Origin of the sequence: Alistipes montrealensis, assembly GCF_018362775.1 — a bacterium.
Lineage (GTDB): Bacteria > Bacteroidota > Bacteroidia > Bacteroidales > Rikenellaceae > Alistipes > Alistipes montrealensis.
On the sequence record NZ_JAGYXY010000006.1, the window covers coordinates 134,572 to 158,348 of the forward strand.

18 protein-coding genes and 1 tRNA gene are annotated in these 23,777 nt (G+C 57.0%); 4 read left to right on the forward strand and 15 right to left on the reverse strand.

All coding sequences use genetic code 11. The features are described 5' to 3' along the window. Positions 1-143: 143 nt before the first annotated feature. The gene (locus tag KG007_RS12395; RefSeq protein ID WP_213349202.1) at positions 144-818 is read left to right on the forward strand and encodes a DUF421 domain-containing protein; all 675 of its coding nucleotides are present in this window, start codon (positions 144-146) and stop codon (positions 816-818) included. A 55-nt stretch (positions 819-873) separates the two neighbouring features. Here the strand turns inward: KG007_RS12395 and KG007_RS12400 are convergent, their stop codons facing one another. Both KG007_RS12400 and KG007_RS12405 read right to left on the reverse strand, forming a co-directional pair. After that, the gene (locus KG007_RS12400; protein ID WP_213349204.1) at positions 874-1,551 is read right to left on the reverse strand and encodes a nitroreductase family protein; all 678 of its coding nucleotides are present in this window, start codon (positions 1,549-1,551) and stop codon (positions 874-876) included. A gap of 90 nt (positions 1,552-1,641) precedes the next feature. After that, complete coding sequence (locus KG007_RS12405) at positions 1,642-2,112, reverse strand: HRDC domain-containing protein (RefSeq protein WP_213349206.1); 471 nt, start codon at positions 2,110-2,112, stop codon at positions 1,642-1,644. 113 nt (positions 2,113-2,225) lie between these two features. Here KG007_RS12405 and KG007_RS12410 point away from each other — a divergent pair, with 113 nt between their 5' ends. Together KG007_RS12410 and KG007_RS12415 are read left to right on the forward strand one after the other, a co-directional pair. After that, on the forward strand, positions 2,226-3,080 hold the full coding sequence (locus KG007_RS12410; protein ID WP_213349208.1) for a 4Fe-4S binding protein: 855 nt from the start codon (positions 2,226-2,228) through the stop codon (positions 3,078-3,080). Positions 3,081-3,083: 3 nt separating this feature from the next. Next, the gene (locus KG007_RS12415) at positions 3,084-3,521 is read left to right on the forward strand and encodes a GNAT family N-acetyltransferase (protein WP_213349210.1); all 438 of its coding nucleotides are present in this window, start codon (positions 3,084-3,086) and stop codon (positions 3,519-3,521) included. On the opposite strand, the gene KG007_RS12420 is transcribed toward KG007_RS12415, so the two are convergent. The 4 genes from KG007_RS12420 to KG007_RS12435 all read right to left on the reverse strand — a co-directional run bounded on the left by KG007_RS12420 (position 3,518) and on the right by KG007_RS12435 (position 6,786). Beyond that, positions 3,518-4,099 carry a LutC/YkgG family protein gene (locus KG007_RS12420; protein WP_213349213.1) on the reverse strand — a complete coding sequence of 194 codons (582 nt, stop codon included), beginning with the start codon at positions 4,097-4,099 and terminating at the stop codon, positions 3,518-3,520. The two genes, KG007_RS12415 and KG007_RS12420, sit on opposite strands and share 4 nt — an antisense overlap. Next, positions 4,096-5,463, reverse strand: a complete 1,368-nt coding sequence (locus KG007_RS12425; RefSeq protein ID WP_213349215.1) for a lactate utilization protein B — start codon at positions 5,461-5,463, stop codon at positions 4,096-4,098. Before KG007_RS12425 ends, KG007_RS12420 begins: the two co-directional genes overlap by 4 nt. Further along, positions 5,460-6,200 carry a (Fe-S)-binding protein gene (locus tag KG007_RS12430; protein WP_213349218.1) on the reverse strand — a complete coding sequence of 247 codons (741 nt, stop codon included), beginning with the start codon at positions 6,198-6,200 and terminating at the stop codon, positions 5,460-5,462. Before KG007_RS12430 ends, KG007_RS12425 begins: the two co-directional genes overlap by 4 nt. Positions 6,201-6,348: 148 nt before the next feature. Continuing rightward, positions 6,349-6,786, reverse strand: coding sequence for an Hsp20/alpha crystallin family protein (locus KG007_RS12435; RefSeq protein ID WP_195461469.1), 438 nt, complete (start codon positions 6,784-6,786; stop codon positions 6,349-6,351). Between the two features lie 202 nt (positions 6,787-6,988). On the opposite strand from KG007_RS12435, the gene KG007_RS12440 reads away from it, so the two are divergent. After that, the gene (locus KG007_RS12440) at positions 6,989-7,513 is read left to right on the forward strand and encodes a GNAT family N-acetyltransferase (protein ID WP_195461470.1); all 525 of its coding nucleotides are present in this window, start codon (positions 6,989-6,991) and stop codon (positions 7,511-7,513) included. A 48-nt stretch (positions 7,514-7,561) separates the two neighbouring features. Here KG007_RS12440 and KG007_RS12445 read toward each other — a convergent pair whose 3' ends face one another. The 9 genes from KG007_RS12445 to KG007_RS12485 all read right to left on the reverse strand — a co-directional run bounded on the left by KG007_RS12445 (position 7,562) and on the right by KG007_RS12485 (position 23,702). Beyond that, a complete protein-coding gene (locus tag KG007_RS12445; protein ID WP_195461471.1) occupies positions 7,562-7,792 on the reverse strand; it encodes a helix-turn-helix transcriptional regulator in 231 nt (76 codons plus the stop codon). Positions 7,793-8,444: 652 nt separating this feature from the next. Next, positions 8,445-8,517: transfer RNA gene (locus KG007_RS12450), tRNA-Phe, on the reverse strand. A gap of 192 nt (positions 8,518-8,709) precedes the next feature. Beyond that, positions 8,710-10,287, reverse strand: coding sequence for a RagB/SusD family nutrient uptake outer membrane protein (locus KG007_RS12455; protein WP_195461472.1), 1,578 nt, complete (start codon positions 10,285-10,287; stop codon positions 8,710-8,712). A 13-nt stretch (positions 10,288-10,300) separates the two neighbouring features. Continuing rightward, positions 10,301-13,471, reverse strand: a complete 3,171-nt coding sequence (locus KG007_RS12460) for a SusC/RagA family TonB-linked outer membrane protein (RefSeq protein ID WP_213349221.1) — start codon at positions 13,469-13,471, stop codon at positions 10,301-10,303. Positions 13,472-13,713: 242 nt separating this feature from the next. After that, entirely contained in the window at positions 13,714-14,181 is a 468-nt protein-coding gene (locus KG007_RS12465) for a lipocalin-like domain-containing protein (RefSeq protein WP_213349223.1), read from the reverse strand. Positions 14,182-14,200: 19 nt separating this feature from the next. Beyond that, positions 14,201-16,252 carry a S8 family serine peptidase gene (locus KG007_RS12470; protein WP_195462018.1) on the reverse strand — a complete coding sequence of 684 codons (2,052 nt, stop codon included), beginning with the start codon at positions 16,250-16,252 and terminating at the stop codon, positions 14,201-14,203. 77 nt (positions 16,253-16,329) lie between these two features. Next, positions 16,330-18,792, reverse strand: coding sequence for a hypothetical protein (locus tag KG007_RS12475; protein ID WP_213349226.1), 2,463 nt, complete (start codon positions 18,790-18,792; stop codon positions 16,330-16,332). A gap of 27 nt (positions 18,793-18,819) precedes the next feature. Further along, entirely contained in the window at positions 18,820-20,490 is a 1,671-nt protein-coding gene (locus KG007_RS12480; RefSeq protein ID WP_195462020.1) for a RagB/SusD family nutrient uptake outer membrane protein, read from the reverse strand. Positions 20,491-20,519: 29 nt separating this feature from the next. Next, positions 20,520-23,702 carry a SusC/RagA family TonB-linked outer membrane protein gene (locus tag KG007_RS12485; protein WP_213349228.1) on the reverse strand — a complete coding sequence of 1,061 codons (3,183 nt, stop codon included), beginning with the start codon at positions 23,700-23,702 and terminating at the stop codon, positions 20,520-20,522. Positions 23,703-23,777 lie beyond the last annotated feature (75 nt).

The window sequence follows — 23,777 nt, forward strand, 5'->3', positions numbered from 1 at the left end:
GAAAACACCCTGCAAAAACCAAACATATCCGCCTAAAAACAAACCAATAACGCCCGAACAGACATTCAGAATCGCCGGCAGCGGCCTGCGGCACGGCGATTCTTTTGCCCGTAATTTGCAATTCCACCTCAAAAACTCCGTCTATGTACCTTTCGATCACCGTCAAACTGCTCGTCGGCATGCTGGGAATCATCTTCTTCCTGCGCGTCTCGGGCAAAACCCAAATGGCGCAACTCACGCCGCTCGATTCGGTCAACGCTTTCGTACTCGGCGCCCTGGTCGGCGGGGTCATCTACAATCCCGACACCTCGGTCTGGCAGTTGGTCTTCACGTTCGTCGTCTGGACCGCCGTGAACGTCGCCCTGCGCTACCTGATGCGCTTCCGCCGCATCCGCAAAGCGATCAAGGGCGACACAGCGATGCTCGTCCGCGACCGCAAGTTGGTGCTGCGCGAGTTCCGCCGCAACGGCCTCGAAATGGAACAGTTCCGGACCCTGCTGCGCGAAAACGGCATTTTTTCGATGTTCGACGTGGACGACGTGCGTTTCGAGACCAACGGCCGCATCACCGTCTCGCGGCGCAACGAACCGCCCGAGTCCTACCTGCTGGTCAACGGCGGCAAAATCCTCGACGACTCGCTCCTGCGCTGCGGCAAAACCCGACACTGGCTCACACGCCGCCTCCGGGAGGAGGGCTGCCCCGATGTGGAAAAACTGTTCTGCGTCGAATGGACGCCCGGCAAGGGGTTCTACATCGCCCCGATGGAGGAACGCGGGCGGGGCTCCCGATCCGGGCAGGACACTCCGTCGGCCGACTGACGGCACAAAAAAGGGCGGCCCACGAATGGGTCGCCCGGATCATCGGCCGATACGGTTATTTGCCGACGGTCTGCGCCAGCGCCACGAAATAACGCGCAGGCTCCAGCCCGAGGGCTGCCAGCAGTTCGGCCTCGGGAGCGCTGCCGCGTGTGATCGAACGCAGGCCGTGACCCGCCGTATAGATATTCACGTTTTCGGCATAACCCGCGGCGTCCTGCCCGCAGAGGTAACGGACATGCTCCGCCGGGATGTTCTTACCTTCGTAAGCCGTCAGGTCGGCCAGGTAAACCAGGTTCAGCGGAGCGGTATAGACAAAGTCCTGCATTCCGGCCAGTTTGCGGCGGTCGCCCTCCAGCACACGCACCAGTTTTTGCCCCTTGGCATCGTAGGAATAGACGCCTTCGGCGAAGAACGCATAGACACGGATCGGATAGAGCGCCAGCGCCGAAGGGGCCGTCAGGCGGTCCGGTCCGGGGCGGTTGATGCCGGCGGCAGCCCACATTACACCCGAAAGCTCTTCGAGCGCCAGCGGCGCAGCCGCATATTCACGCCACGAGCGGCGGTTTGCCAGCGCCTCGTTCACGCTTGTTCCACCCACGGTGTCGGGCATCACGAGGGCGATCTCCGGTCCGTATTTCACTTCGGTTTTCGTCGCCGCGGCCTTCTCGGCCGACGGATTCCCGCAGCACGCCGTCATCAGCAGCGCCGCGCAGGCAATCAGATTCGTTTTCATTTTTTCCATGTAATTAGTTGTGTCGCAGCTAAGATAAAAAAAATTCCGATTCGCGCGCATGTTTATCAACACAAATCCGATTCCGCCCCCTCAATCGAAAACAGGTTCCGAAACGGAATCGAGCACAGTGACGATCTCCTCGCCGTAAAGTTCGGCTTTGCGGGCCCCGAAGCCCGCGATCGTGAGCAGATCGCCGGGCGAGCTGACATCGCCCCGGGCCACATTGAGCAGGTCGCGGTTCGAGGCGATCACAAAGGGTTTGTGCCCCATGTTCGCCGCACGCGCGTCGCGCCACCGGCGGAGCGCCTCGAAACGCTCGCACTCCTGCGGCGTAAGGTCCGATGTTACAGGCAGAAATTCCCGGACGAGCGCCGCCTGCAATGCAGGCGCGTCGGAAGCCTCTTCGTTGTAGAAAATAATAAGCGTCCACGAATTGCGGCTTCGCAGGCATCCGCAGTGCATGCGCGATACGCGGACAGCCGAAAGAAATTCGTTCACCGTCCGCTCGTCATGCTCGCGCAGAGCCGGGTCTACGCGGATTTCAAAAGTTTTGATCCTCATAATCTGTCGTTTAAAGTTGCGGAGCCAAATATAGACGAAAGAGGCGGAATATGCAACATTTGGTCCGGAGCCCGGGATTTTTGATTACCTTTGCAAAAAGCCAACACCGAAATATGAAACCGGAAACCGTCTGTACCGTCGTTTTTTCACCGACGGGGACTTCGAAAAAAATCGCCGCGGCAGTGGCCCGGGGCATCGCCTCCCGAGCCGGGGAAGATCCCGCGGAAGCCGCCGCCCTGAAAACCATCGATCTGACGCATGCAGCGGCACAGTCCGCGACGCTGCCGGCGGACACAGTGGCCGTCATCGCCGCCCCCGTCTACGGAGGACACGTCGCCCCGACGGCCGTAAAACGGCTCGAAACGCTCCGCGGCGCGGGAACGCCCGCCGTCATCATCGCCGTCTACGGCAACCGGGCCTTCGAAAAGGCCGCGGCGGAGTTGGCGGAACTGGCCTCCCGGCAGGGATTCGTCCCCGTGGCCGCCGCCGCATTCGTCGGGGAACACTCGTACAGCACCGACGCCGCACCCATTGCCGCAGGGCGGCCCGATGCGCAGGACCTCGCCCAGGCTGCGGCGTTCGGCGCCGCAGTCCGCCAAAAACTCGCGGCAGAGACGCCGGCGCCAATCGACGCTGCAAAGCTGAAGGACCTGCATACACCCCTGCTGCCGATGCTGCGGTTTATCCGCTTCGTCGTGGGCTACCGTCGCCGCCAGAAGAAAAACCCCGTCGTCTACCTGCCCGCAGGCGATCCCGGCCGCTGCACCCATTGCGGCCGCTGCGCCGCGATCTGCCCGACGCAGGCCATCGCACGCGGCGACGAAGTGCACACGGACCCGGCCCGCTGCATCCGCTGCTGCGCCTGCGTCAAAGGGTGTCCGGTCGGCGCACGCACCTTCGAAACTCCCTTCGCCGCAGCCCTCGCACGCAGTTTCACCCGGCGCAAACCTCCCGTAATGCTCTTATAGACAGTGATCGAACAGCTCCCGTCTCCAGCTCCGCACGAACTCGACGCCCTTACCAGCCTGTGGGAGAGTTCGGTACGCGCCACGCACCGATTCCTTACCCCGAAGGACATCGAATTTTACCGACGCATGGTGCGCGAAGAGGCGCTTCAGGCCGTGGAACTCTATGTAATACGGGATAACGAAAACGACTTCGCGGCCTTTGCAGGCGTCGAAGCCGATATGCTCGAAATGTTATTCGTCACACCCTCCGCACGCGGAAAGGGATTGGGGCGCAAACTCATAGAATACCTCGTCGCCCACCGCGGAATCCGGCGAGTGGATGTCAACGAGCAGAATACGCAGGCCGTGGGATTTTATGCCCGCATGGGCTTTCGCATTGCATCGCGCGATGCGCTGGACCCCTCGGGCAGACCCTACCCCATTCTCCACCTCACACTTTAAGCCCGGATTACCACCGTCACGGACATCGGCCCGTGGGCGCCGAAAACCAACGCCTGCTCGATGTCGGCGGTCTTCGAAGGTCCCGACACGAAACAGCCGTAGCCGAAATCGTCGACTTCGGGCCGCACGACGGCCTCGTGCATCGTGTCGACGACGGCATCTTTCGGAACGACGATCACGAGCGCCGTAGCTCCGAAATAGAGGGCTTTGTGGCGGATGTCCTGCGCGATCCACACCGCACCGTTCTCCGCAACGCCAAATGCTCCCGCCACAACGCCCAGGTCGACATCTACCAGGCAGCGCGGGTCTTCCACCGAATCGGGATCGAGTGTGGCAAGGGTCAGCTCCGGCAGAACCGAAGCGATCGTCCGTGCATCGGGATAACAGCGGCGAACCACCTCGTCGAGGGTTTCGCCGGGCTGCATCCGCACGGCTTTGCCTCCGGCAGCTTCAAGCCGCTCGGCAAACGTCGCCGCGGAATCGTCGAACCGCTGGGGCGTGAAATCCGCCTCGGGACGCGGATATTCAGGCATCCCGTCGGCGGATAATTTTTTCAGTATTTCGTCTTTGCTACTCATCTTTTTTTTGTTTTTTTCCACCAGGCATTGAACGTTTGCGGCGCAAAGGGCGGCATAGCGCGGCCGGGAGCGCTCCACGGATTCAGCCCGTTTTCGAGCACGAAACGCGGCAATTTTTCGGCGACGCGGGCCAAGGCGATACCGCCGTAAAAGCGCCGCCGTCCACCCATGACAAAATCCATTCCCCTGACCGAAAGTTTCTTCACCGGATCGGCCAGGCGCAACCCGTCGAGTTGCTGCCGCCACATGTAGATCTGCTCCCCGAGGTCGATCCGCGCCGGGCAGACATCCGAGCAGGAGTAGCACAGCGAGCAGGCCGAGACGTTGCCGTGGTAGAGCTTCGGCGAACGGAGCATCCCGAGGTTGATGCCCAGCGGCCCGGGAATGAAATACGAATAGGAGTAACCGCCCGAACGGCGATAGACCGGGCAGGTGTTCATGCAAGCCCCGCAGCGCAGGCATTTGAGCATGTTGCGGTGCGCAGCGTCGGCCAACCACTCCGAACGGCCGTTGTCGACCAGGATGACGTGAATCCGCTTGCCCGGCGCAGGCTTGCGGTAGAGCGACGTATAGGTCGTGACGGGCTGCCCCGTGCCCGAGCGGGCCAAAAGGCGCGTGAAAACCGCCAGCGCCTCCATGTCGGGAATCACCTTTTCCAGCCCCATGATGGCGATGTGCAGGTCGGCGAACGAGGTTCCCAGGTCGGCATTGCCCTCGTTGGTGCAGACGGCCAGCGCCCCGGTCGAGGCCACCGCGAAATTGACGCCCGTCATCGAGACATCGGCCCCAAGAAACTTGGGACGCAGGGCCTTTCGTGCGGCATGTGTCAGGTAGGTAGGGTCGCTGTTGCCCGGTTCGGTGTGCATTTCGCGTTCGAACAGCGCGCCGACCTCCTCGCGCCGCACGCCGATCGCCGGCAGGACGATGTGGCTGGGCGGCTCGTGCAGCAGTTGCATGATCCGTTCGCCGAGGTCGCTTTCGACGGCATCGACGCCCCGTTCATGCAGGTAAGGCGTCAGGGCGCACTCCTCGGAAAGCATCGACTTGCTCTTGACGAGGTTCGAACCTCCGTGCTCCCGGATCAGTTGCCAGACCATTTCGTTCATCTCCGCGGCATCCTTCGCCCAATGGACCGTCATGCCGTTGGCCGTGGCGTGGCGTTCGAATTCGCAGAGATAGTGCCCCAGACGGCTCAGGGTGTGGTGTTTGATCCGAGAAGAGAGTTGCCGCAGCCCTTCCCACTCGGGAACGGTCATCATCATCCGGTCGCGTTTTTCACGCACGGCGTACAACGCCTTGTCGTGCCAGGCCATGCGTTCGGCATCGGCGACGAACCGCTTCGCGGCTTTGGAATGCGTGCTCATAACTTCGAATTGAGGATTTCAACGATATGAATGGTCTTCACCGGCAGTTTTTCGCGGTCGATGATCCCCTGCATGTGCATCAGGCACGACGAGTCGGCCCCGGTGACATATTCGGCCCCGGTCGCGATGTGGCGATCCACCTTGGCGCGTCCCATGGCTACCGACACGGCATTCTCCTCGACGGAGAACATGCCGCCGAAGCCGCAGCACTCGTCGCGCCGTTCCGGCTCGGCAACCTCGACGCCTTCGACCAGCGACAGCAGGTCGCGCAGTTTCGAATGGTAGGGAACGTTCATTTCGCTGGGCGACGAGAGGTCCATCTTGCGCACCCCGTGGCAGGAGTTGTGCAGGCTGACCTTGTGCGGAAAACGGGCGTCGAGCCGCGCAGGCTTCACCACGTCGTGGAGGAACTCGCAAATCTCCCAGATGCGCGCATCGATGCACGCTTGCTCTTTATAATTGTCCAGCAACCGCGGATAGCCTTCGCGCACGAAGACCACGCAACTGGCCGACGGGCCGACCACATAATCGTACTTCTCGAAAAGCGCATCCATGCGCTCGGCCAACGCCCGGGCATCTTTCTCGAAGCCCGCATTGGCCATCGGCTGGCCGCAGCAGGTCTGGTCGAGCGGATAGTCCACGTCGCACCCGACCTTGCGGAGCAGTTCATACGACGCCCGCCCCACATCGGGATACACCGCATTGATATAACAGGGAATGAATAATCCGACTTTCATCTGTTTTCCATTTTTGCACCAAACTAAACCACACCAAAGATAGGGATTTTTTCCGAGACTCGTGCATGTCGGGGATCTTTCCGTCTGCTAAATTACAAAAAAAAGAGAGTCCGGTGCTCCGGACCCTCCCGATTCCGGGAATATTTTCCTACTTAACTTCGATCTGGCGGGCTGCAACGGCAGCTTCAGCCTCTTTCTTTTTCGGAATCCCGATGGTCAGCACGCCGTTTTCGACCCGCGCCGCAATTTTCTCGCGCTCGACATTGTCGGGCAACAGCAGGCTCTGCTGAAATTGCGTATAGGAAAACTCGCGCCGCAGGTAGGTCCCCTTGTGCTTTTTGTCCTCCTCCTTCTGCTCGGCCCGCTTTTCCATCGTGATGATCAGTTCATTGTCCTTGTTGACATGCACCTTGAAATCGTCGCGCGTCATACCCGGAGCGGCGACTTCCACTTTATATTCGTTCTCATCCTCGAGGATGTTGACGGCGGGAGCCGTGGAGTTGTGGCGTTCGGTGAGCCATTCGCTGCCCAGGAAATCGTTGAAAATGCCCGGCAGCCAATTCTGATTACGTCTTACAGGTACCATAGTTTTGTCCTCCTTGGTTTTATTTTGGTTTAACGTTTCGTTCCATTCCCGCGCCTCCCGGCGCGTTCATATCCGATACGGTCAAATCCTGTGCCAGTCAGTAAAAACTGATAAAATGTCACAAATTGACACAACAAAAACAAAAAACCAGAAAAAATGTCCGGACGGGAAGATATTTTAAACATTTTTATATATTTGCAACATGGACAACGAATTGACTTTCCGGCAGGCAAAGTCCTGCGAAGCAGACCGCATCATGCAGATCATCCGCCAGGCTCAGGCCCGGATGCATGCGGCAGGCAGCCGCCAATGGCAGGACGGATACCCCGCTCCGGGGCACATTTCGGCGGACATCGGCCGCGGCCGCGGCTATGTGCTCTGTAAATCCGGCATGGAAGGCCCCCATGCGGTAATCGCCTACGGGGCAGTGGTTTTCGGCGGCGAACCGGCATACGATGCCATCGAGGGCCAATGGCTCACCGATGAACCGTACGTACTGGTACACCGCCTGGCCGTCGCAGACGGAGAGCGGGGACGAGGCGTAGCGGCGGAATTCCTCCACCGCACGGAGGCGCTGGCACTCGAACAGGGAGTCCGGGCATTTCGTATCGACACCAACTTCGACAACCATACCATGCTGCGTCTGATCGAACGCGCCGGGTTCACTTACTGCGGAAAAGTCATCTACCGGAGCGGCGAACGACTGGCTTACGAGAAACAACTCTGAACGAAAAAACAGAACCCGGGGCTCCACTCCCCGGGTTCTTTCATTTCACTAACGCGTCACTATCTTTTTGAAGAAATCCTCCAGCGGAACATTGTAATAGTCACACAAATCAGCCAGCGTCGTCAGCGAAATGCTATGTTTTCCGCTTTCGATCCGACCGATATTCAAGTCGGTATCGAACCGGACATTTTCTTGGGTTAAACCTCGTTCACGGCGGACCATCTTCAGTCTCTCCACGACCTGTTCTACCAAAATATCATTACGCCGCTGCCGTTTCATAGTGCAAATTACCGGAATTATGAAATGAATTTTTACTACACGCTTGTAGCTAGGCGCAAAAAACCCTGCCTTCAAACGTGTAGTTGCCGGGAGCACTACGAATACTAAACCGTTTGCATTACTTTTCAAACGTTTTGGAACACACAAAAATAGATAAATTATTGCACGCTGCAACAAAGGTCAATAGTTAAATGACGAAAAATCCGGTTCGGAAGACCAGACGGAACAAAGCATGACGGATGAATCGGGAAGAAAGTGGCCCCCCGGACAGAAAACCGGACAAACAGCGAAAAGCCATCGAAAAAATATCGTAAAACTTAGGAACCGCCCTCACAGCACACAAAAACGTTACGAATCGACGATCCACAACGTTTCCCCGACCGGGCTTCAAACCACCCTGCCGATCCGGCGGAAATGCCGAACTGCCTCCATAAAAAAACGGGGCCGGTATCTGCAAAATACCGGCTCCGACAATTCATCGAACAGTAGTTTAATGGTCAAAGGTCGTGTAACCGAAAGACCGCTGTACCGACACGGCCGCCTCACGATTACAGGTCCCTCTATCACATCTTCGTTTTACCTGTGTTTTACCTCAGACAAAGAAAAAACGTTGTAAGTTATTCACTTACAACGTTCTATTCAATCTTAAAAGTGGTACCACCAGGAATCGAACCGGGGACACAAGGATTTTCAGTCCTTTGCTCTACCAACTGAGCTATGGCACCATCCGCGAAAAACGGGGTATTCCGTATTATCGTGGTGCAAAGATAAGCAAAAAATTTAATACTGCAAATGCTGCATGCAATTTTGTCGGTATTTTTTTCTCGGAGCGGCCAAAATCATCCGGCCGGGAAAACACAGAACAAGGTCCGCTGCCCCGACGGACAGCGGACCCGATAAATGCTATACAGCGGCGTTTATTCAACCTTGTTCTGGTTCGCCTCGCCGATTGCCGGATTGGCGATCACCACCGAACGCGGCAACTGGAAACGCATGCCGGGTTCGTTCTGTTCCCATTTTGCCTTGTAGATGTGGTTGTTCACAAAACCAGCAGCTTCCATCGCGGCATCGTCGCTGCGGTCGATCGGCATATTCAGGCGACGGCGGTCGAGCCACTCCAGAGCGCCCTCCATCCACATCTCAATACGTTTCTGAAGAATAATCTCTTCGACAACGTCATCGAGCGAAGTGGCCGTAATGTCGTAACCCGGATCGCGGTAAGTCGTTACGTAATCCTTGAGCGTCTTCTTGGCGGCGGCGATATTGCTGTGCGCCTCGGCCTCGGCCTTGATGAAGACGGCCTCTTCGGCACGCATGTAGATCAGGTCGGTGTTGTTCCAATCACCGTTGTAACCGCGGAACTTAACCGAAACATATTCCGAACGGGCCTTCACGCCCGAAGCGAGCGTATTGGGCAGTCCAGCGGGAAGCAGACACGCATAACCGCTCGTCGCAGCGTTCGGGTCCGGATTGTCCGTCTTGTTGAGCCACCAGCCGCGGCGCACATCGGTCGGATTCAGACGCGCGTAGAGGTAGGAGTGGATCGGACGTTCAGCCCAGGTTCCCGCATAAATCGACATATAGGGGTCCATCTGCGAACACCAGGTTGCATAGGTCTGGCAATTGTCGGCCGTCATCTTGAAACCGAAAATCAGGCTCGGAACATTCTCGATACGGTTGAAACCATTGTTATAGTTCTCTTTGGAAACAAGCGTATATTTGGCAAGAATATCATCGGCCAGCGAGGCGGCCGTGGTCCAGTCTTCCATTACGAGGGCGACGCGGGCGCGCAGAATGGAGGCTACGCTGGCATCGAAATCGGTCCGGGAACTGGTGTCGTCATACCCAATCTCCTCAAAGATGTCCAACGCTTCGTCCAGGTCGTCAGTAATTCGCTTGTAAACCTGCTCCATCGTGGCGCGCGGCAGGTTCTGGCCCAGGGTCTCCTCGGTAGCGAGGGGTACGCCCAGCAGGTCCTTGTTCGCATCCGAATACCGGAACTGGAAAAAGTTGATCAGGTGGTAGTACCCGAAAGCGCGGGAGGTCAGCGCACGCGCACGGTAGGCTTTCATCGTCTCCGAATCAGCCGAAGCCTCGGTGGTAGCCGTGGAGAGAATCTCATTGGCCGTGGCGATAGGAATGTAGAACATGTTCCACAGGTTCGAGGTCGGCGAGTACTCCTCCTGCCAATAGTCGTTAGCATACATATAGAAGTGCATGCTGTGCTGCATCAGCATGGTCATATCCTGCGCTGCCTGGCCGAACGCGAGTTCGATGCCTTTGAAACCGGTCATCCACTGATTGCCGACATAATAGGTGGCATAATGCACATAGATGGATGCCTCGATTCCCTGGAGCACCTTATCGGGGTCGTCCTTGGCCACCTCATCCCGGGTTTCCGAAGAGACTTTTCCCGACGGGTCCACGTCGAAAATACTGTCGCTGCAAGATACCGCGACAGCCGCGCTCATTAAAAATATCAGTATTTTTTTCATATCGATATCGATCTTAGAAGTTAATATTGAGACCTACCGAGGTCGTGCGAATGGGCGAGTAGTACGTACCCTGAACGTTAACCGCCGTGCTGTTGACGCTTACGCCCTGGCCGCCCATGCTCGTACGGGGATCGTAGCCCTTACGCTTCGAAGCGAAGAAGACGTTGTCGCAGGCGAAGTAAATACGCGCGCTCTTAATGCCGATCTTGCTCATCCAGTTCGACGGGAAGGTGTAGCCCAACGTGATGTTACGCAGGTTGAAATAGGTATTGCTGACCAGGAAACGGTCCGAAGATGCGTTGATGTTGGCATCGGCGGTGTTCCAGATCGGGTCCGAACCTTTGCCCGTTTCGGGGTTCCAGGCGTCGGTATAGCTCTTCAGACGGTTCATCGGAAAGTTCGAGCTGGCGAACATCGAATAGTCGTAATCGTAGCCGTAACCGCCGAACTGGAAGTTGGCCATAATCGTCAGGTCGAGGTTTTTCCAGCGCAGGGAGGTGTTCAGGCCACCCGTAAAATCGGAAAGAGCGCTCTTCTCCAGCAGATACTGCGTCGCCTTGGTGGAATCGTCAGTGGTAACTTTCTCCACGCCGACAACGTTGCCGGCATCATCCAGGATGTCCTGATCCATGTACCAGAGCGACTTACCCACTTCGTTCACGCCTGCATACTGGCGCATCTCCCAGCGGTAAATATCCTTACCCTCGTAAATACGCTGATTGGCGTTGGGCATACCCGACTCCTTGTACTCGTCGGGCAGGTTGAGCATCTTGTTGGCATAGGTGTAACCGTTGACCGACACGTCCCAGTACCAGTCCTTCTTCTGGATGATCTTGAAGTTCACGTCGAATTCGAAGCCCGAGTTGCGCAGTTTGCCGACGTTGTACCAGTCGTACGCGCGGCCGGTCGAAATATCCTTCGTACGCTTGAAGAGCAGGCCGTCCGACACACGGATGAAGTAATCCACCGTCAGGTTGATGCGGTCTTTCAGCAGGCCCACGTCCAGACCCACGTCGAACGTCTTCTGCTTCTCCCACGTCAGGTCGGGATTGCCGTAATAGTAGATCTCCGTACCCAGCTTACCCTCGGAAATAGTTACGTTATACTGGTCGGTGTAGGGATAATAGTTGGACAGGTCCTCGTTGCCCTGCGTACCGTAGGTAGCGCGGAGCTTCAGTTCCGAAAGCCAACTGTGCGTTTTCTCCATGAACTTCTCGGCTCCGATGCGCCACGAACCGCCGATAGACCAGAACGTGCCCCACGGATGGTATTTGAAACGCGAGGTTCCGTCGCGGCGGATACCGCCCGAGAAATAGTAACGGTTGTCGTAGTTGTACTCCAGTTTACCGAAGTAACCCTGGATGCGCAGCACATCCTGATAACCCTCGATTGCCGACATATCCCCGGCATTGTTCAACTGCGGGTTTTTCGGGTCGTAAATCTTGGTCTTCAACACTTCCATGTAATCGCGTACCCAACTGTTGTACTCGTGGCCGACCAAAGCGTTGATGCTGTGGCGTCCGATCGTCTTTTTGTAGTTGAGCATCTGGATCAGGTCGAGGTCGTAAACATCCGTCGACTTTTTGTTGATTTTGCCATCGGTCCCTTCACCGTCGCCGATGTAGGGGTTGTAAAACAGCAGCTCGTCGGAAGCACGGTAGCCCAGCGACGCGCTCGACGTAAAGGTGAAGTCGCGCAGAAAATAGATCTCTCCGTACGCCCGGCCCTGAAGGTTGTTGCGCTTGATGTCGCGCGTATCCATCTTCAGCGTGGCGATGATGTTCTGTCCGGCCGTTCCGGGACGGGCCGTCGTGCCGTCGGTCTGTCCCGTACCGACATCGTAAACCTTGTCGCCGTTTTCATCGTACTTGATTTTACCCTCGGCATCGCGTGCGTAAACCGGAAACACCGGAGCCCACGAACGCGCCGTGGCGAATGCGGAACTGGCCGCCGAACTGCTTTCCAGCACATTGTCCTGGATGGTGTGAGCGTAGGAGAGGTTCGCACCCACCTTGAGCCACTTACGCAGTTTGGTATTGACGTTTATACGGGCACTGTAACGCTCGAAGCCCGACTCGATCACATAGGATTCGTCCTTGAGGTAACCCAGCGAAATGAAGTAGTCCGACTTCTCGTTTCCTCCGCTGACCGAAACGTTCGTCTCGTTGCGGAATCCCGACTTGAACAATTCATCCTGCAAGCGCTCGCTGTACAAACGCTTGGCCGACGGGTCGAGCTTGCCGGTCGCGGGATCGATCAGGTAGGTCGACGAATACTTATAGGGGCTGTAATTACCGTGCGCGCCCAACACCTCCTGCGAAGCATAGAGAGCTGCGGCAGCCAGGTCACCGCCGTTTTCAACCCACTTCGTGTCGCGCATCGAGCGCCACTGTGCCTCCAAATAATCCCCGGGATCGGTGATCAGGTCATACTCGGGGATGGCGCGGGTATTGATACCGAACCGGGTGTCGATGCTGACCGTGGGATTGTTCAGATTGCCGCGCTTGGTCGTGATGAAGACCACGCCGTTGGCGGCGCGCGAACCGTAGAGCGAGTTGGCGGTAGCGTCCTTCGACACAGAGATAGACTCGATGTCCGCCGGGTTGATGTCGGACAGGCTGCCCTGATAGGGCGAACCGTCAAGCACGATCAGCGCACCGTTGCCTGCATTGAGTGAACCGACGCCGCGGACGTAGATCGCAGCATCCGTACCGGGCTGGTTGGTCGCCGTGGTCAACTGCACGCCGGGAACAGCGCCTTCGAGCATTTTCGAAACGGTCGAAACCTGGCGCTTCGAAAGTTCATCACCGCGGATAGTCGCGATTGAACCCGTAAGGTCTTTTTTCGTCGTAGTGCCGAAGGCTGTTACCACGACATTCTCAATAGCCTGGGCGTCCTCGCGCAACACGACGTCGATATGCGTCTTTCCCGCGACAGCCACTTTCTGCGACTCGTAACCAATGAACGAAACCGCCAGCGTAGCGTTGGCGGGAGCGGAGATGGTAAACTTACCGTCCGTGCCCGTGGTCGTACCGGTCGACGTGCCGTCGACCATAACCGTCGCACCTGCAACAGGTTTACCTTCCGCATCGGCGACTTTACCGGAAATCTGCCGGTTCTGGGCATAGCCATAGGCACACAGACCCAAAACGGCAATTAACGATAGTAGAATTTTTCTTACCATAAGCGTTAATCTAATTTGTTTTTTAAAATAAAAAACAAGCAAACTCCAGAGTCGTTTTGCTTGGAACAAACAATTCGTTATAGATCAACGCTTTAAACGAATATTAACCCGATTTCAGGTAACTGACAGGAAAGGGTATGGTTACCAAACCGATACCCGGATACAATGAAAAAAGGCCTTCCGCATAACGATTTACGCGGAAGGCCTTGCGGCGAAAGGTTACTTAACAGTAACCGGAGGCGTTAGAACAACAGCCGGCTTGCCGAGCGGGATGATTTCACCACCTTGGCGCCACTCTTGATCGATTCGGGAATCGCCTTGCGGGTGTAGACGCTCACTTCGCCGACCGAAGGATCGCTCACCATCGTAAGCGTGTTGCCTGCTTCGTCGAACGAGATTTCGTAAGCTCCGCCGGCCAGGGGCGTATTGTCGCTGTACTTACCCGAAAGGGTCGCGTCGTCGAGCTTATAGGAACCCGAATATTTCTGGTAGCCGGGCTGGTCTATCTGCTGGTAGATTTCAAACGAGCCGCCGGATGTAAACGATATGTAGGCATCGAAATCGACGGGGGCGGCCCCGTTCCAGGAAGCCAAGTGCCATTCGCCGGCAAGTTGTTTGGCCAGCGGCGAGTTGTTTTCGTTGTCGTCCGAACAGCCGGCAAACAAGCACAAACCGAGCACGGCGAATAAGGTATAAAGAGTCTTTCTCATATTCTCAGTTTTTCATTTATTATAACCAACCTCCGTTTGCGTTTTCCGTAGCGCGGGCAACGATGGCGAACTCCTTGGTAACTGCCTGGCCGCCCATCGAATTGCCTCCGCCGAGGTTCTCGCCGCCGGCAATGGCCGTAATGGCGATTTTTGCCGCTCCGGGCTTCGTGCAAAGAATCTGCAACTTGCCGAAAACGATCTTAGGCGCTTCCGTGATGCCGAGCTTATCCATGTCTGCCTGCGACATGGTCACGTCAGTATAGGTAAGGTCCGATGCGCCGCCGCCGAAATACGTCGTCAGCGGAATGAGCTGCGAAGCACCGATCTTGGCCCGCATGCACGGCGTGCCTTCGATCTGCATGAGCAATTGGTAGGCATCGATCGCACCGGTTCCCATCTGTCCGTAGTAGAGGCCGAGGTTAATGGTAGCGGCCGACGTTTTCGTACCTTCGAGGTAGTAGTTGATGTCGTTCACCGAGGTCAGCAGCATCGCCTTGAACTCATCCGTTGTGAAGGTCTTGCCCTTCTTCAGTGCATACGAAAGTCCCAGTGCGGCCACACCCGAAACATGCGGACAAGCCATCGAGGTTCCCTGCATGAAGCCGTAGTCGCTACCTGCGAAGTCGGCCAGTTCGGAGGGAACCGTCGAGAGTACCTCGCTCGACTCCTGGTCTGCGGAGATCGCGTAGTCACCGCCCGGAGCGGCGATGTTACAGCCGGGACCGTAGTTGGTGTAGTAGGCCGGCAGGAAGTCGGGCGAGAAGGCCGTTACCGAGATGTAGTCGCGGTAAGCCGCCGGGTAGGCGGACATGCCCGTAGCGTCGTTTCCGGCCGCGAAGATGGCGAGTCCGCCGTCGATCGCGTCGCAGTTCTTCGTGCTGATGAAATAATCGATCGCCTGCTTCTCTGCGCGTGCGCCGTTGGCATAAGCGTTGTCGGAGGTCGCGGCTCCGGCGGGGTATCCGAACGAGCACTGGATGATCGATGCACCGTTGTTGGCCGCATAATAGATCGCCTCGGCCGAAATGGCGGCCGTACCGCCCGAACCGCCCGAGAAAATCTGGCAGGACATGAGTTTCACGCCGTCGTTATTGCCCGTGCCGCCCGCTACGCCGCAGACGCCTTCGCCGTTGTTGTTGACGGCGGCAACCGTACCGGCGACATGGGTTCCGTGGCCGTTGTCGCCATCGTATTTACCATCCTTGTCGTAGTGGGGAATATCCCACGAGATAGCGCCTCCGGTTACGAAATTGTAGCCGTGTACGTCGTCCTTGTAGCCGTTGTTGTCGCTGTCCTCGCCTGCGACTCCGTCGCGCTCGGCCGTGTTGACCCACATGTTGGCGGCCAGGTCGGGATGCGAGTATTTCACGCCCTGGTCGACGATGGCCACGATCACCGAAGGATCGCCTCCCGTGAGTTTCCAGGCCTCCCGGACGTTGATGTCGGCACCGACGCGCGAGGTCTGGGCGATGCCCGTATTACCGTAGTTGACATAGTGCCACTGGCGCCACAGTTCCGGGTCGTTGAACGCGGGGGTAACAACGGGAGTCGTAGCGGCGGTTACAGCCGAACCCGTACGCAGCGGGGCGGGTTTATGACCGTCGGCCAGCATGAGGCGGGTGTTGAACTGCACGTGCTCCACCTCGGAAACGGCGGCCAGTTGCCGGGCAGCCTCGTCGAGGTCGGCTTCGGCGTCGAAACCGATAACATACCATTTGTGGAGGCCGGCAGCGCGTGCGCGCGCCTCGTTTTTGGCGTTGTAAGGGAAGACGCGGCGAAGGCTGGTCACGTCGAGTGCGCTGAGCACTTCGTCGACCTTCACGAGACCCGAACGGGTCACGGCAGCGCGGGTTTTGGCTGCGATTGCCGCCATATTTTCGACTTGCCCGACGGCCTCGTCGTCGAAATAAACCAACAGGGTTCCCTGTTCGGCGCTAACGGACGTATTGACGATCTTATGCGCCGGAGCAATTTCGGGAGCGCCGTTTTCTCCGGGCTGTTCCTCCATGGGATCGGACGTACAAGCCGCCATCAGCAGCGCTGCTATAAGTAAGAATTTTCTATTAGCCATATTTTTCTTGATTTTAAAGAGAGGATCCGGACGTTTCAGACCGGATCCTCCCGATCTTATCTGGTTAACAGTTCCGACTATTTAACCAGGTCAACACCTTTTTTCACCATCACCTGCACCGGGGCCGAAACTTTGGGAGCCACGCCCTGCGATACGGTTACCCGGGCACTGGCTGTCTTCGCTTCGGATTTTACGACCGTCATGACCGGCCGGGCGACATTCGAGGCGTCCCTGTCCGAGTGGATGTATTCGTCGATCAGGGCGCGCATGCGTTCGCGGCCGCGCAGTTCGACGAAATTATCCGGTGCGGAGAAGGCCGACGAAATCTTTTCGAGCTGAGGCCGGGTTACAGTCGCAGCGGGAGCCGACATCGGCACGGCTTTGCCCGGGTCTTCGAGCATCAGGTTGTAAAGCCATACCAGGCCGCCCGTAGCCGTTCCCAGCGATTCGTCGGAGAAGGTCAGGAACCGCATTCCGTCGAACGTCAGGCCATTGCTTGCTATGTAATTGGGGTTGGCGACAAAAGCGAGGTAGCCGTCTACCACCTGACCGCCGATCAGCGCATAATCGACCGAATAGGCTTTGAGCGTAGTGGTAGTCATCCAGTACGATACCGGTTCCCCGCCATAGCTTCCGATGATCTGGTCGGAGATCGAGTAAAGAACGCCGTTGTAGTATTCGATCAGCATGGTGTCGTCGCCGCCGATAAGCCGGCCGATGCCCGACAGACCCGAAATGTTGAGATAATCCGCATCCGCGGTGTCCGCCGTCGTGTTGTCGGTAATGGTAACCGTGCCGACCTTGGCCCGTTTGCCGGACGCAACGCTGTTGCTGATTGTTCCCGCGTAGTAGTTCCACGTCTTGCACATGTCGGCTTTCGAGAGTTGAGTCGACAGGAAGTCGTCCATGGTGTAGTTGCGCTTGAGCGGATGGGGCGTGCCTTCGGTCGTAGCCTGTGCGGTCATCAGCTTCGAAACATAGCCGTTGTAAGCGTATACCAGCAGCGTATAGTTCGTTCCGCCGTTCAGGCCGCCGAGCATCAGTGCGAACGTACCGTCGGCCTTGTTGATGGCCTCGAGATTTTCAGCCGAGAACTTCATGCCCTGCGAAGAGGTAACGAGCGTAATCAGGTTGGCTTCGGTCGCACCTGCAAGCGCTTCGGTCTCATAGAGTCCGTAGTAACCCGACTCGATCTCCTGGCCGTTGGCCCAGAATTCGGCCGAATCCTCGGCGGTGTAGCCCTTGTTTGCATACTTGTCGGTGATGTTCAGGCCTACGCTCATCAGAACCGGCTTCTCGTCGCCGTCCTTGACGTATCCGAAGGCGAGGTACGAGTAGCCCTGCAATTCGCCGGCCGCATTGTAGACGTTACCCAGCACGGAGTACATGCCCGTTTCGTTCATCACGGCGTTGACCGTACCCGTTGCAGCGATCTCCTGGGTCGGGAGTCCGCCTTCCGCCATCTCTTTCGACTTGGCTTCGGCAAGGGCATCGCTGAGCGCACCCTCGAAGAAGGCGTACTGCACCTTCGCCACGTCGGCGCCGAAGGTAAAGCCGAGTTCTACCACGCCGTTCTTCGGTTCGGTCTTCGACAGCGAAAGCGTATAGTCGTAAACTTTGGCTCCCGGGAGGACAATCCGCTGCATGCCGCTGGCATTGGCTCCGTACCAACCGCCGGAAATCGTAAAGTTGACGTAGATACTGCTGGCCGGGAAGGTGATAACACCGTCCTTCAGCGTTCCGTAGAGGCTGGCAGCCTCGGAAACGGAGGGGATGTTCTTGTTGATCTTCGATGCAATCTCGATCTCACCGTCGCCACCCAGCGTAACACCCGTAGTCTGATAGGGAATCCAGACCTTGTCGGGATCCGTTGCGTCGATAATGGTATAAGGTTCGGTGCAGGAACCTACGTTGCGTCCGAAGAGGGCGCTGATAAGGGTCTGCGTGTAGGGAATCATGCGGTAGTAACCCGGCCGGTCGTCGCGCTCATAAATTTCGAGTTCGACTTCGGCGTTGGCATTAGTCACGCCGAACAGCGACGAAATCACGTCGTCACGCCACTTACCCTTGGTCTCGCCGGCCCCGCCCGTAAGCAGGTTCCATTTGACACGGGTTACCGAAAAGGTCATTCCGACGGATTTCTCACCATAGACGGAAGCATACTTCGTGTCGTCGATATTGATTTCACAGGCGTATTTCGTGCCGACCTCCGTCTCCGGGAAGTTCACGTCGAAGCTGGTCTCCTCCTGACCGTCGGCAAATTCGATGGCCGAAATGGCGAAGACGTTGCCCTGGTTCTTTTTCACCGAAACGGGAACGGTGATCGCTCCGTCGCTCTTGAGGCGGCGTACGATGAAACTCAGCTTGGTATCGGCCGCAGGGTCGAGTTCCACATCGGAGGCATTATCCTGCGCGGGGAAATAGACGTTATAGCAATCGGGATTCTCGGGCGCGCCGGCCAGATAGTCGCCGTCATCATCGCAGCCCGCGAAGATGAACACCGCTATAAACGCATATAATATACTCTTGAGTGTTTTCATATTTGTCAATGTTAATCCGGTTCTACACTATTTCACGACCACTCCGTCGGTCAGGCCCGCACCGCTTCCGTGGACGGGGAACGTACCTCCGGTGTTGTTGTCCTTGATGGGGTCGATGGCCGCATTGGCATTGGTTTCACGGGTGGGAATGCGCATCAGCAGGATACCGTCGTCGGCCGCGATGTTGAACGCCCAAGCGTCGGGGAAGTCCGATTTGCCGGCCGTGGTGCAGCGCACAACGTTTTTCTTCAGGCGCATGATGTCGGTGTAGGCGTGTCCTTCGCCCCACAATTCGATGCGGCGCTGCAGCCAGACTTCGTTCTGGAAAGCTTCGGGAGTCGATGCAGCACAGGTATATTCCTCGTTGCGGTAGGTTTTCACCCAGTTTTCCAGCAGGGACTTGCCGCCGTTGAGGTTGCCGCCCATGGCCATGGCCTCGGCCTGGATGAGGAGCATCTCCTCGGCGCGCATGATGCACCAGTCGCCGGCATTGATGTCCGTACCGCACTTATTCTCGAAGGGTGCGAACTTCACATTGGTATAGGGCACGAATGCACGCTTCACATTGGGAATCGAGAGCGAACTGATGGCCGAACCGGTTACGCCGTCCCAATCCATGTGGTCGAGCAGCGGCGACGAGAGGTTGGTGTCGATCCACCATCCCTTGCGCACGTCGGTTTCGGGAATCATGTTGTACAGCAGCGAATTGATGCGCTTGTACAGGCCCTGGCTCGTGGTATAACCCTTGTTGAACGAGCAGAGGTGTCCGCCCCAGGTGATGTTCCGGTAGTTGGCCGGGGTATCGGCGGCCTTGTAGAGTCCGGCCCAAATCCACGACGATGCCGTAGCTTCGTTGAACCCGGGAGCCGACACATCCTCCTTCGTCAGCAGCGAAAAGCCCTCCATGGCCGACGCGGCGTCCGTAGCGGCTTCTCCCCAGTTGTTCATCACGAGATTCACGCGGGCACGCATGCCGTAAGCCACATTCTGGTTGACGGCCGATTTGCCCGAGCGCTGAAAACCTTCGAGGTCGGAGATAGCCTGTGTCAAATCGTCGTAGATCTGCTTGTAGATTTCGGCGTTCGTAGCGCGGGGATTGGCGCCGACGCGCTCGACGGGCATATCCCACGTTACGATGGGAACCGTCGGCTTGTCCTCGTTGCCCTTGTAGGTGAACTGGAAGCGCTGCGCCAGCGTGAAGTGTGCGAATGCACGCGCCACGAGCGCCTGGCCACGGTAGTGGATCAGTTTTTCGTCATCCGTATCTTCGGGAATCGTCGCGAGGATGTCGTTGGCCTGCTTGTTCAGCCGGTAGCAGAAATTCCACGTAAAGAGGGGCACGGCGTAGTTGGCGTTACGGTCCGAATATTCGAACGCCACCGAGAACCACTCGTAGTCGCTGTTATCCGACACCATGTCGGAGCCGTTACCGTCGGTAGCGATGCAGACCGCGGGATAGCTGAAGTCGTTGTGGAATACCTGGTCGTTGCCGCCGGCCCAGTTGGGCAGTAACTGGACGAAGATCGACGACAGCGTATTGATGTCGGCCTGAAGACGGTCGGGATTGTCCTCCACGACCTCTTTCTTCTGATCTTCGGTTACCACGCCGCTTTCGGGAAACGTGTCGAGGTCGGAGCACGATGATGCCATAACCGCCGTTCCCAGGGCAAATATCCATATCTTGTTAATTGCTTTCATAGATGCGTTTTTAGTTGTTTCTACCTGTATTAGAACGTCAAGTTAATACCGCCCGAGAAAGTCCGCAGGGCCGAGTAGGAGGTGTTGTCCGCCGTCCCTGTTCCGCCGAATACGATTCGGGGGTCGAGACCTTCGCGCTTCGAGAAGACAGCGAGGTTGTCGCCCGCAAAGTAGATGCGGATGCTGCCGAGGCGCATCTTGTCGGTCCACTTCTTGGGAAGCGTATAACCTACCGTCAGGTTGTTGACGGAGAGGTAGTTGGAGCTGACGAGGAATCGCGACGAATATTTCTGGTACGAGTCGTCGGACGAGTTGAGGCGCGGAACATCCGTGTTGGTGTGTTCGGGCGTCCAGGCCTTGAGGATATCCTTGTGCCAGTTTGTACCCAGTGCATCGCCGTAGTGCATCAGCTGGTGGTAGGTGTTGTCGTAGAGACGACCTCCGAGCTGGTAAGCGAACTGTACCGAAATATCGACGCCGTAGAAGTTCAGCGAAGTGCCGAAACCGCCCATGACTTTGGGCAGGGTGCTGCCCTGACGGGCCTGGCGAGCGTCATCGAAAACGTCCGTAGTCGAATAATCGCCGTTGTCCGGGTCCATATACCAGAGCGATTTACCCGTTTCGGGGTCGACGCCCGCATAGGTTTTCAGGTAAGAGTCGTACATCGAACCACCTACCTCGCGGATCGACATCGAGCCGACGATTCCATTCGCCGAAATATCCTTGTCGAGCGAAAGGATTTTGTTCTTGTAGTGGGTCATATTGAGGTTCAGGTCCCACGTAAAGTTCTTGTAACGCAGCAGTCCGGCGCTCAGTTCCACCTCGATACCGGCGTTGCGCATCGAACCTACGTTGAGCGGCTGCCGCGAGTAACCCAGCGAAGGCGGTACGGGCTTGTAGTAGAGCATGTCCGAAGTCTTGCGCGAGAAATACTCGATACCTCCGTTCAGGCGTCCGTCCCAGAGTCCGAATTCCACGCCGACGTTGAACGAGTGCGACGACTCCCAGGTAATGTCTTTGTTACCCTTGTAGTTGAGCGTCAGCGAGAAGTCGCCGTCAACACGGCCTACCTGGAACTGGTCCTGATAAGGATAGTAGTTGCTGTAACCGCTCTGGTCCAGCAGGTCGTCGTTACCCTGAATACCGTACGAAACCTTCAGTTTCAACATGTCGAGCCATTTCACGTCGCGGAGGAACGTCTCTTTCGACATCAGCCACGCGGCGCCCACCGAACCGAAGTTACCCCAGCGGTTGTCGGGATGGAAACGCGACGAAGCGTCGCGGCGGTACGAGGCCGAGAAGAAGTATTTGCCGTCGTAGTCGTACTGCAGGCGCGACAGGACGCCCATCGTGAAGTAAGTGTCCGTGTAAGAACTTACCTGCGGCGTTTCGTAGATGGCGTTGTCCAACTCACCGATGTTCGGGTTGTAAAGGTCGGTGTTGCTGCCATAGAGGTACTGCATTTTCAGCGAGTAGTTCTCGAAGCCCACCAGCACGTCGAAATTATGCTTGTTGGCGAAAGTCTTTTTGTAAGTCGCCAGATATTGCTGGTTGACGCCGAATGTGCGCGAATGCGAAACAGAGGTCGAACCTTTGCCGATATAGGAACCGTAGTAGGAGTTGTAGAGACGGTTCAGACGCCGGTTGATGGCGCTGGCGCTGATGTTGGCCGTGAAGTTCAGCCCCTCGATGGGGGTTACGGTCGCGAACCAGTTGCCGTTCACCGCGTCGGTGTAGGAGCGGTGGCGGTCGAGATCGATCGAAATCATGGGGTTGGCGCCGCCCGAGAACGAACGGGTCTGGTTGGTGTTCACGCCCGAGTCGTAAATCTTGTTACCATGGTCGTCGTACTTGATGTTTTTGTAGACATCGCGCACATACATCGGGTAGATCGGGGCGATCATGTTAGCCAGGTAGAACAGGTTGGCCGACGAACCGGTATCGTTCTCGGTCTGCCCCGTGGGTGCATTGGAAATGGCGTGCGAATAGCTGATGTTCGCACCCACCTTAAGCCATTTTTTTGCCTGGTAGTCCGCTTTCAGACGGGCCGAATAACGGGTGAAGCCCGAGTTCTCGATAATACCCGAGTCGTCGAGATAACCGGCCGACATGAAATAGTTGAAGCGGTCCGAAGCACCCGCGATCGAAACGTTGTACTCCTGGCGGAGGTTGCCCTTGCCGAACAGTTCTTCATACCAATCGTCCGGAATGTAGTAGTACTCACCGTCCGAATAACCCAGCGTCGCGTTGGGATTGAGCTTGCCGTTGGAACCGATCAGCGTCTGCTTTGCGGGAATCGTGTAGACGTTGTAACCCGTACCGCCGTTGTTGCTGTCGAACAGTGCCGAGTTGGCGAAGGCGCGGGCTTCGGCGAGCGAGCTGCCGGCCTGGTAGCGGCTGTTGAACAGCGATTGATAGCCCAGTTCGTAATACTGGCCGGGATTGGAGATCACGTCGTAGTTGGGCACACCGCGGGAGTTCGTACCCCATTTGGCGTCGAAGTTGACCTTCGCATCGCCCGATTTACCTTTCTTGGTCGTAATCAGGACGACGCCGTTTGCACCGCGTGCTCCGTAGATGGCCGATGCGGCGGCATCTTTCAGAACCGTAAGCGACTCGATGTCGGCGCTGTTCAGATACGACAGCGATCCGTCGTAGGGTGCGCCGTCCACGATGTAGAGCGGGGCGCTGCTCGCCGAGATGGAGCCGATACCGCGGATGCGGATCTTTGCACTCTCACCCGGCTGGCCGTTCGAAGAGACTGCCTGCACACCGGCTACGGCGCCGGCCAGTGCGTTCGAGATATTGGAAACCTGACGTTTGCCTATATCTTCCGACTTCATCACCGATGCGGAGCCGGTGAAAGCCTCCTTCTTGGCTGTACCATATGCAACGACGATTACATCGTCGATCGCCTGCGCATCCTCTTTCATCGTGATTTTCAGCTGGCTTTTGCCGGCGATTGCAACACGTTGGGCTTCATAGCCGATGAACGTCACCAACAGGGTTCCGTTGGTAGGGGCCGAAATCGTGAATTGGCCGGATGCGTTGGTTGTCGTACCAACGGTCGTACCATCCACCAGGACCGTAGCGCCTGCGACGGGCTTTCCCTCCGCATCGGCAACTGTACCGGAAACCTGCCGGTTTTGGGCGAATCCATACGCACAGAGGCCCAAAATAGCAATTAACGATAGTACAATTTTTCTTACCATAAGCGTTAATTTTAATAAAATTTTAAAATAAAAATCTAGCATCCCAAAATTTGCATATTAAGCCTCTGTATATAT

Excerpts from the sequence above, each read along its gene's own strand:
- KG007_RS12395 (WP_213349202.1), top strand. The coding sequence starts at position 144 with ATGTACCTTTCGATCACCGTCAAACTGCTCGTCGGCATGCTGGGAATC.
- KG007_RS12400 (WP_213349204.1), bottom strand. The coding sequence starts at position 1,551 with ATGAAAACGAATCTGATTGCCTGCGCGGCGCTGCTGATGACGGCGTGC.
- KG007_RS12405 (WP_213349206.1), bottom strand. The coding sequence starts at position 2,112 with ATGAGGATCAAAACTTTTGAAATCCGCGTAGACCCGGCTCTGCGCGAG.
- KG007_RS12410 (WP_213349208.1), top strand. The coding sequence starts at position 2,226 with ATGAAACCGGAAACCGTCTGTACCGTCGTTTTTTCACCGACGGGGACT.
- KG007_RS12420 (WP_213349213.1), bottom strand. The coding sequence starts at position 4,099 with ATGAGTAGCAAAGACGAAATACTGAAAAAATTATCCGCCGACGGGATG.
- KG007_RS12425 (WP_213349215.1), bottom strand. The coding sequence starts at position 5,463 with ATGAGCACGCATTCCAAAGCCGCGAAGCGGTTCGTCGCCGATGCCGAA.
- KG007_RS12430 (WP_213349218.1), bottom strand. The coding sequence starts at position 6,200 with ATGAAAGTCGGATTATTCATTCCCTGTTATATCAATGCGGTGTATCCC.
- KG007_RS12435 (WP_195461469.1), bottom strand. The coding sequence starts at position 6,786 with ATGGTACCTGTAAGACGTAATCAGAATTGGCTGCCGGGCATTTTCAAC.
- KG007_RS12440 (WP_195461470.1), top strand. The coding sequence starts at position 6,989 with ATGGACAACGAATTGACTTTCCGGCAGGCAAAGTCCTGCGAAGCAGAC.
- KG007_RS12445 (WP_195461471.1), bottom strand. The coding sequence starts at position 7,792 with ATGAAACGGCAGCGGCGTAATGATATTTTGGTAGAACAGGTCGTGGAG.
- KG007_RS12455 (WP_195461472.1), bottom strand. The coding sequence starts at position 10,287 with ATGAAAAAAATACTGATATTTTTAATGAGCGCGGCTGTCGCGGTATCT.
- KG007_RS12460 (WP_213349221.1), bottom strand. The coding sequence starts at position 13,471 with ATGGTAAGAAAAATTCTACTATCGTTAATTGCCGTTTTGGGTCTGTGT.
- KG007_RS12465 (WP_213349223.1), bottom strand. The coding sequence starts at position 14,181 with ATGAGAAAGACTCTTTATACCTTATTCGCCGTGCTCGGTTTGTGCTTG.
- KG007_RS12470 (WP_195462018.1), bottom strand. The coding sequence starts at position 16,252 with ATGGCTAATAGAAAATTCTTACTTATAGCAGCGCTGCTGATGGCGGCT.
- KG007_RS12475 (WP_213349226.1), bottom strand. The coding sequence starts at position 18,792 with ATGAAAACACTCAAGAGTATATTATATGCGTTTATAGCGGTGTTCATC.
- KG007_RS12480 (WP_195462020.1), bottom strand. The coding sequence starts at position 20,490 with ATGAAAGCAATTAACAAGATATGGATATTTGCCCTGGGAACGGCGGTT.
- KG007_RS12485 (WP_213349228.1), bottom strand. The coding sequence starts at position 23,702 with ATGGTAAGAAAAATTGTACTATCGTTAATTGCTATTTTGGGCCTCTGT.